The sequence below is a fragment of the Mycobacterium arosiense ATCC BAA-1401 = DSM 45069 genome (genome assembly GCF_002086125.1).
GTDB classification, from domain to species: domain Bacteria; phylum Actinomycetota; class Actinomycetes; order Mycobacteriales; family Mycobacteriaceae; genus Mycobacterium; species Mycobacterium arosiense.
On sequence record NZ_MVHG01000382.1, the window covers coordinates 1 to 240 of the forward strand.

The window sequence follows — 240 nt, forward strand, 5'->3', positions numbered from 1 at the left end:
CGCTTCCCGCTGTCGCGCTCGCTCGCGCACCAGTACGCGCAGGCCCTGATCGCAACCGACCGTTTCGATGAGGCGGCGTTGTTCCTGCGCGACCAGGCCCAGCAGTATCGGGAGGAACGCAAGCTGCACGACATGCTGGCCAGGACCTATGCCAAGCAGGGCAAGATCGCGCTGCAGCACATGGCGCTGGCGGAATCGTACGTGCTGGCCGGCGCCGTGCCGGCGGCGATGGCCCAGCTC

1 protein-coding gene is annotated in these 240 nt (G+C 68.3%); it reads left to right on the plus strand.

The annotated features are described in order from the left end of the window. A partial coding sequence (locus BST14_RS28925; RefSeq protein WP_211280868.1) for a hypothetical protein occupies positions 1 to 240 on the plus strand: 240 nt, incomplete at both ends.